Here is a 7,744-nt window from a genome sequence, read left to right as displayed (position 1 = left end):
TATCGCCGGCATGGGTGAACAGCTGATTGACCGATTCCACCATGGCCTGGCTGGAGCGAAAGTTCCGGCCCAGGGTATGGATGGCATCCACCGATTCCTCGCGCGCTTTCAGGTAGGTCTCCAGATCCGCCCCGCGGAAGGAGTAGATGGCCTGCTTGGGATCACCGATCAGAAACCAGCTGCCATCATCGGTACCGCTTTCCTTTCCATACACCGCCTTGAAGATCTCGTACTGGACCGGGTCGGTGTCCTGAAACTCGTCGATCAGGGCTACCGGGAACTGCTGGCGAATGGTGTGGGCGAGCTGGCTGCCATTCTCTGCATTCAGGGCCGTGTGCAGATCCTCCAGCATGTCATCAAAGCCGATGACCGATTGCTGCTGCTTGAAATGCTTCAGCCGTGTCTCGATCCAGGCACAGGCATGGGCCAGCAGGGGATTACGAGCCGCCTGCAACTGCCCTGTGCATTCCACCAGCCGCTCGGCCGCCGCGACGATGGGGCTGTCCAGAATCTCGGCCGGGGTCTCGGCCCCTTTTCGAGTGGCCTTTTCCAGGGTTTCCCGGGTCAGCTCGTTCCAGGGGCTTCGGTCACAGGGAGGGGAGGCCAGCGCCGGCTGCGCAACCCATTCTTTCAATGCCGGCAACACCTTTCCACGCCAGGTGCCCGCCGTGGGGCGAGAACCCGTCTTGAGAGATTTTTGCTTCCAGGCCGCTTCCAGCGCCTCATTGAATGCTCCCAAGTGATTCTCAACCGCCGAACGGAAGCCGGCCATGGCGTCTTGCCAGGCGGTGCTGTCGCGTTTGATCTGCTCGAAAAGATCCGCGGGTACGCTGTGATCCAGTTTCGAGGAATGACCGATGGCCTTGCTCAGGGTGTCGGCGAAAGACGTCACATCGGCGGCTTTCACGGCCTGGCCCTCGACCGGTTCGCCATGCAGCACCACGCTGAGGCCTTCCAGCTCGGCCCGGTTCATGCCATAGAAATGCTGGCGCCAGTAGTCTTCAATCGCCAGGCGGGTGAGGCGGTCCTGTTCCTGGGTCAGTTCCAGGTCAAAGGGGCTGCCCGAGTCAAAGGCATGCTGGCGCAGCATGCGATTGCAGAAACCATGAATGGTGTAGATGGCCGCCTCATCCATCCATTCGGCGGCGGCCTGCAGATGTTCGCCGTTTTCCTGGCGCTGTTTCTTATCTGAATAGGCATCCAGGAGTCCGTTCAGAAACTGATCCTTGGCATCCGGCTCGGCACGGCCAAGAAAACAATCGGCCGCTTCAGACAGGCGAGAGCGGATCCGGTCACGCAGCTCCTTGGTCGCCGCTTCGGTGAAGGTCACCACCAGGATCTCCGGCGGCAGCAGGGGGGTGCGCTCGGCTTCATTCGGGCCAGCGTGGCCCAGAATCAGACGCACATACAGGGCCGTCAGGGTATAGGTCTTGCCCGTGCCGGCGCTGGCCTCAATCAGGTGACGGCCCGTGAGCGTGATCGTCAATGGATCCAGCGTGTTCTTGCTCATGCCTTGTCCCCTTCCTTGGTCTGATCCACTTGCAGGGCTTCAATCAGTGGCTGATAAAGTGCCTGCGACCACCAGGCAAAGGCCGTTTGTTCGTCCTTCATGGGCAGCAGCAATGAAGCCGCATCCGGGAAGGCTCGTTTGAGTGCGGCATTGCCGCCGTAATCCACCTCGCCCGTGTTGAAGTCACTTTCATACTGGCTGGCCAGTTTCTCGGCGCTCGGTTCATCGTCCGGGTGATTGTCCAGCCAGTGGAAGGTCGTGCGGACCGGCAAGGGCAGCGGCTGGCACAGCCCTTCCAGCCAGCCGGCCATCATGGTCTCAAGCCAGGCGCTGGCCTGTTCTGCCGATACGGGTTTGAATTGGTATTCGGTGTCCGAGGCTATGGCCCAGGTTTCAAGGGCCTGCCCCTGGGCGGAGACCGCCAGATGGATTACCCAGTCTTCCAACAGACGGTTGTAGCGGGGCGTGCCGTCCTTGCTGATGGGCCCACCCTTGAGGGTCAGGCGAGCCAGGTGGCTTGTCTTGTCAGCGCAGCGCAGATCACTGATCCAGTCTTCCAGGCGCAGGGACTGGTCGCCAATCTTGAACTCAAGCTGGATTTCCAACGCCGAGGCAGCCTGCGGCCATCGGGTGGTATGGTCTTGCCAGCGTTCGGCGGCGGCCATGGCCTGGCGGCTCTGTTGTTCCAGATTCAGTTCACCGAAACTGCCCACAGGCAACTGGCCGCTGCGTAACAGGCGATGCCCAGTGGCCTCGATCAAGGCACCTGTGTCCCCGCCCGCTGTTTGGCGCACCGGTTCGAGCAACTGGTTGGCCAGGGTGTATTGATCCAGCCCGGCCACCGTGAACGGTTCATGCTCATCCCGGGTTTCGGATTCATCATCAAAGCGCAGCTTCAGCCGTTCCCGGAAGAAATGCGCCGGGGCATCCTTGAGAAAGCGCATCAGATCGGAGACGCGCAGCACCACCGGCTGTTCCAGATCGGGCAGGGACAGAGGCTGGTCATCGGCTTCTGCCGGCAGCGATTCTGAATATGCCCATTCCCGGCTGTAAGTGAACAGCGCCTCGTCATCACCGTAGCGGGGGCTGAAGCCCTGCAGTGGATGATCCACGGTCAGCGACTCCACCACCGTCTTTGGCTTTTCTTCGTTCTTAAGGGCCTCATCCAGTGTCCAGCCATGATGGATGTGATCACGCAGTTGGCTCACCAGCACCGAGGGCGGGCGGGGTTCATTGTCGCGAATGCTGCGGCCCACCCAGCTGATATGCAGCTGTTCGCGGGCCGAGAGCAGGGCTTCGAGAAAAAGATAACGATCATCTTCCCGACGCGAGCGGTCCCCCGGTCGGTACTCGCCGCGCTGGTTCATGAGATCGAAATCCAGTGGCGGGCGGCTACGGGGATAGTCACCATCATTCATGCCCAACAGACACACCACCCGGAAGGGAATGGAGCGCATGGGCATCAGGGTGCAGATATTCACCCGCCCGGCCAGGAAGCGCTGCGCGGGGCCCTCATCCTCCAGCGGCGCCAGCCAGGCTTCGCGGGCAATGCCCAGGGGAATGGCGTCATCGAAACCGGCATCCTCGCATGCGGCCCGCCACTCGCTCATGGCCTCCAGCAGGCGGGCCTCGAGTTGCAGTTCCTCGGCATCACGCAAATCAAACAGGTCTTGCAGCAGACCGGCCAGGCGATCGGCCCACTCGGCAGGCGTGCCGTCCTGGCTCAGGGTCTGCCACTGGGCTTCCAGGGGATCCAGCAGGGCCCGCAACCGCCCCAGGCGTTCGGCGTCCAGGCCGCCGATCTCCGGGTAGGGCTCGATGTCCTGCCAGGCCTCGCCCCGGCCAACGGCATAGCCCAGTAGCATGCGCCGTAGCCCGAAGCGCCAGCTGTTGGCCTCGAAATCCACTTCCAGGTCCAGGCTTTGGCGCTGCTCGGCATCCATGCCCCAGCGGATCCCGGCATCACGAATCCACTGGCGCAGGGGCGGCAGGTCTTCATCACGCAGACCAAAACGCCGTTGAATGGCCGGCACATCCAAAAGATCCAGCACATCGCCTAGGGTAAAGCGCCAGTTGGGCAGGTCCATTAAATGTTCCAGGGCCACCGCTAGGGGTGTGCCATGGCGCTGGCGGCGGTCACCGATGGTGTAGGGGATGTAGCGCGGGTCATTCTCATCCAGGCTGCCGAACACCGCCTCGATGTAAGGCGCGTAGCTTTCAATGTCCGGGACCATCACGATCACATCCCTGGGTCGCAAGGGTTTGCCGGCCTTGTCTGCCTGCTGAAAGGCATGCAGCAAGCGGTCATGCAGAATCTCCACTTCCCGCTGCGGGCTGTGGGCCCGGTGGAAACGGATGGAGTTATCCTCGCCCAGTGTGCGCTTCTCGGTAGGCAGCGGATTGAGATCGAAGATATCCTGCTGGATCTGCTGGAGAAGGGAATCGGAGGCATCTTTCTCGACCACCGGCACGAAGAGGTCGATGCTGTTGAACCACTCCCGGTACTTTTCCGGCAGGTCATAGTCGTAGAGCAGGCCGATGTAATCACGGCCCTGCTTGCCCCAGGCCGCCAGCAGGGGATGGCCGGGGCTGCCGGCCTTCTTGCGGTGGCGGCTTTGTTTCAGCGTCAGAAGCTCCCGGTCCTCGACGATATCCGCCCAGAAATGCTGACAGGGGTTTTGCACCAGCATCAGGATCTGGCAATGGCGGGAGAGGGCATGCAGCGCTTCCAGCACCTGCTGGGGCAGGGAGGTAATCCCGAACACCACGATGCGCCGGGGCAGGCCGTGGGCCTCACCCTTGTCCAGGGCCGCGACGAAATCCCGGTGGATACCGGCGCGCGACGCCTGGTTAAAGGGCGCACCAATATCTTCATGCAGGGCCCGCCAGAGCGCGGGCTGCCAGCTCTGGCCCTCGGGGAGGGGTGACGGTTCGCCATTGGCGCGGCGCAGTTGATCCTCGCCTGCCAGCCAGTCACTCAACCAGTCGGCCCGATAGACCTGGTATTGGTCATAGATATCCGCCAGGTGCCGGGCCAGTTGGTAGCGCTTGCGCAGCGAATCCCCCTTGGCGAGGAAATTCGCCAGCGGTCGATAAACCTCGGGCTCTGCCTCCAGCAGCGAGGGCAGTAGCCGAAACAGCCGCCATTGCAGGCGGGTCTTCTCAAAGGGCGAGGCCTCCGGCACTCGCTCATCGCCCAACACCGCCCGGTAGGCCCGCCACAGAAAGGACTGGGGCAATTCAAAGCGATGGGCCGCGGAAATACCCAGCCCCGGCGCCTCCCCGGCCGCCTCCGACGCCAGGGCCAGCTTCAGCCACTGGGCCATGCCATTGGACTGGACCAGAAAGACCTCATTCTCCAGCGGCGCCAATGGGGTCTGGCGCAGCCAATCGACCGTGGCTTCGGTCAGGTCTTCCAGGCGATTGCCATGTAGGACGGCAAAACCCGGCTGAATGGACTGTTCGGATTGCTCGGAGAGCGGCTGGCTCACGGAAAACTCCAGTTCACTGTATCCTTACGGCAGGGCCAGACCAAGGCTAGCCCTGCAGCTGGAATGGCCCATTAAACCTTGGGCCTCCAATGGAGAGCAATTCTACGCATCAATGCGACAGATTGTGTCGCTTACCCAAGCCTCTTGCCCAAGGAGCAAGATCAACGGTCCGCCGAGCAAAGAGCAGGCCCAGTCGTAACACCCCGGCTCCTTAAGACTAGAGAGAGCAAGGAACATCGCCCGGAGGCAAAAACATGGCAAAGGACTTCGCCACTCTCAAGCAACGCCAGCGCGCCGAACGCGAAAACTACCCCGAGCACCTCAGCCTGCGCGTCCACCGCGCCCTCAGCTGGCTCAACCGCGCCGAGCAGTGTGAAGATGACCCGGACGGGCGCTTCATCTTTCTCTGGATCGCCTTCAACGCCGCCTACGCCAATGAGACCGGCGACCAGCACATCGGCGAGGCCCGCCAGTTCAACGACTTCCTCGCCCGCATGGACAAGCTCGACGGGGCAGGGCGCCTATCCGGCATTGTCTGGCAGCAATACCCCCAGGCCATCCGCGTCCTTCTGGACAACCAGTTCGTCTTCCAGCCCTACTGGGACCACCTCAATGGCCTGGAAAGTGGTGCCGACTGGGAAGACCAGTTCCAGCGAGCCCGCACCGCCGCCCAGAAATCCCTGGCCAGCCAGAACACCGCCAAGGTCCTCGGCATCGTCTTCAGCCGGCTTTATACATTGAGAAACCAGCTCATCCACGGCGGCGCCACCTGGAACAGCCAGGTCAACCGCCAGCAACTCAGCGACGCCAACCGCATCCTCGGCGACCTGGTCCCCGCCATCATCGAAATCATGATGGACAACGCCGACAAACACTGGGGCGAAGCCTGCTACCCCGTCCGCCAGTCCTGACCGATCCACAAGCACTGGTGTGGGAGGGGCATTCCTGCCCCGACTTCGTTGCGACACCGCTTGTCGCTACCTGCCTCCAAACTGGATTCTGAGATGCACTCCACCCGGTTGGGCCTTTGGCACTGACAGGGAAGCGGTGGGGTGCATCCCCCTTTTCTGCATGGCAATCCAGTCGAACGCAGGGAGCACCCCATGAACAAGCACAGCGAATTCGAAATCGGCACCCAGGCCACCCTGGCCAGCACTGGCGAAAAGGTCCACATTCTCTACCGCGTCCACGACGGCCGGACCGGCGCTACCCGCTACCGCTGCGTCCTCCCGCCCCAGGCACCGGGGCATCGCCCCAGAGTCCAGACCATCCGTGCAAGCAAGCTAAAATAGTTTCCGCGACATTTGATGTCGCATGCGTGGTCGATAATGGACGCTCACCCCCAAAAGGAGCCTCCATGACCTATAGAACGAGTCTCACCCATCCACTCCGCATCGACAGCATCGAATACCCCAGCAGCACTGGCAGGATCGGGCTCACGCTTTGCCCCGGCAAGTACCAGCCAGACGGCAAGTCCGGCGCCTGGTGCCGCAACCTCAGCCTCGACCTGGACCGTGTCCGTGGCTGGGGCGCCAGCCACGTCCTGACCCTGATTGAAGATCACGAATTCGAGCGCCTGCGCGTCGAGCGACTGCCCGAGGAAGTACGTGCTCGTGGGATGCAATGGCACCACCTGCCCATCGTCGACCGCCATCCGCCGGATCATCGTTTCGAGCAGCAATGGCCCGAGATAGGGCCAGAATTGCACGATATTCTCATCAATGACGGACGGATTCTCGTCCACTGCATGGGCGGCCTGGGTCGCGCCGGCACCATCGCCACCACGCTGTTGATCGAAGCCGGCCTCAACCCCAAGGAAGCCGTCAGCCAGGTCCGTGAAGCCCGCCGCGGCGCCATCGAAACCCAGATCCAGCTCGACTGGCTCAAACGTCACGCCCGCCGTATCCGCCAGGTCTGCTAGGCCCGGTCGCGAAAGGCCAGCCCGAAGCCCATCGGGGCAGGAATGCCCCGCATACAGTCAGTTCGGCCAAATTTCGTTTGGTTACTGTTCAAAACCATCAAAATCTGAGAAGTTAATCTGGAATCTGCTCAAAAAACCGGTATTTTGAGCAGTTCTGAGATCGAAAATATCATCACCACCCAGGATGCGCTCTATCGCTACCAACTTCAGCCTTCGTCCGTAGATCCGTCCAGCAAGGAAGTGGCCCGATATGCCGATGGCCTAGACATCGGTTTCCGGGCAGTGCGCGATACCGGGCTGCTCACACTGAATACGATTCTTGAGGTCCAGGCCGTTCTGGAGGGTAACGATGCCGGCTTTCGCAGAACACCCGGTACCGTCCTAAAGCATGAGCAGACTGGCGAAGTGGTTTACCAACCACCCAGTCCGGACCGGGTTCCCGATCTGATGGCTGATCTGGAGCGATATCTGCATGCGGATGGCCCGGAAGATCCGTTGGTGCGCATGGCGGTGGCGCACCACCAGTTTGAGACCATTCACCCCTTTTATGACGGTAACGGCCGCACTGGACGGATTATCAACATCCTGTTCCTCGTCCGTGAGGGGTTGTTGGATACACCCATTCTTTACCTCAGCCGTTACATCAACCAAACCAAGCCAGACTATTACGCTGAGTTGCAAAAGGTGCGGGAAACCGGCGAGTGGGACAGCTGGTTGCTCTACCTCTTGCGGGGTATCGATGTGACCGCCCGGCACACCACTGGGTTGGTGGAAGCCATTGGCCAGCTTCTGCAGCAGCACAAGCACTTTATCCGGGATCAC

General features: G+C 61.4%; 6 protein-coding genes. 4 read left to right on the top strand and 2 right to left on the bottom strand.

Going from position 1 to position 7,744, the window contains the following annotated elements:
• Positions 1-1,510 (bottom strand): UvrD-helicase domain-containing protein (locus ACJWXQ_RS06805; protein ID WP_406672440.1); only part of this gene is annotated, 1,510 nt, incomplete at its 3' end.
• Positions 1,507-5,001 carry an exodeoxyribonuclease V subunit gamma gene (gene recC, locus ACJWXQ_RS06800; protein WP_406672439.1) on the bottom strand — a complete coding sequence of 1,165 codons (3,495 nt, stop codon included), beginning with the start codon at positions 4,999-5,001 and terminating at the stop codon, positions 1,507-1,509. The genes recC and ACJWXQ_RS06805, both read right to left, overlap by 4 nt.
• A gap of 254 nt (positions 5,002-5,255) precedes the next feature.
• Here recC and ACJWXQ_RS06795 point away from each other — a divergent pair, with 254 nt between their 5' ends.
• The 4 genes from ACJWXQ_RS06795 to ACJWXQ_RS06780 all read left to right on the top strand — a co-directional run.
• Complete coding sequence (locus ACJWXQ_RS06795; protein WP_346049978.1) at positions 5,256-5,912, top strand: hypothetical protein; 657 nt, start codon at positions 5,256-5,258, stop codon at positions 5,910-5,912.
• 192 nt (positions 5,913-6,104) lie between these two features.
• Positions 6,105-6,293: a hypothetical protein gene (locus ACJWXQ_RS06790; protein WP_346049980.1), complete on the top strand. Its 189-nt coding sequence runs from the start codon at positions 6,105-6,107 to the stop codon at positions 6,291-6,293.
• 65 nt (positions 6,294-6,358) lie between these two features.
• Positions 6,359-6,922: a cyclin-dependent kinase inhibitor 3 family protein gene (locus tag ACJWXQ_RS06785; protein WP_346049982.1), complete on the top strand. Its 564-nt coding sequence runs from the start codon at positions 6,359-6,361 to the stop codon at positions 6,920-6,922.
• 144 nt (positions 6,923-7,066) lie between these two features.
• Positions 7,067-7,744 (top strand): Fic family protein (locus tag ACJWXQ_RS06780; RefSeq protein ID WP_406672438.1); only part of this gene is annotated, 678 nt, incomplete at its 3' end.

This window comes from Natronospira sp., assembly GCF_007134575.1.
GTDB classification, from domain to species: domain Bacteria; phylum Pseudomonadota; class Gammaproteobacteria; order Natronospirales; family Natronospiraceae; genus Natronospira; species Natronospira elongata.
Note: the sequence above shows the minus strand (reverse complement) of the source record. Positions and strands in the feature narration are given on the sequence as shown.

Excerpts from the sequence above, each read along its gene's own strand:
- ACJWXQ_RS06790 (WP_346049980.1), top strand. The coding sequence starts at position 6,105 with ATGAACAAGCACAGCGAATTCGAAATCGGCACCCAGGCCACCCTGGCC.
- ACJWXQ_RS06795 (WP_346049978.1), top strand. The coding sequence starts at position 5,256 with ATGGCAAAGGACTTCGCCACTCTCAAGCAACGCCAGCGCGCCGAACGC.
- ACJWXQ_RS06785 (WP_346049982.1), top strand. The coding sequence starts at position 6,359 with ATGACCTATAGAACGAGTCTCACCCATCCACTCCGCATCGACAGCATC.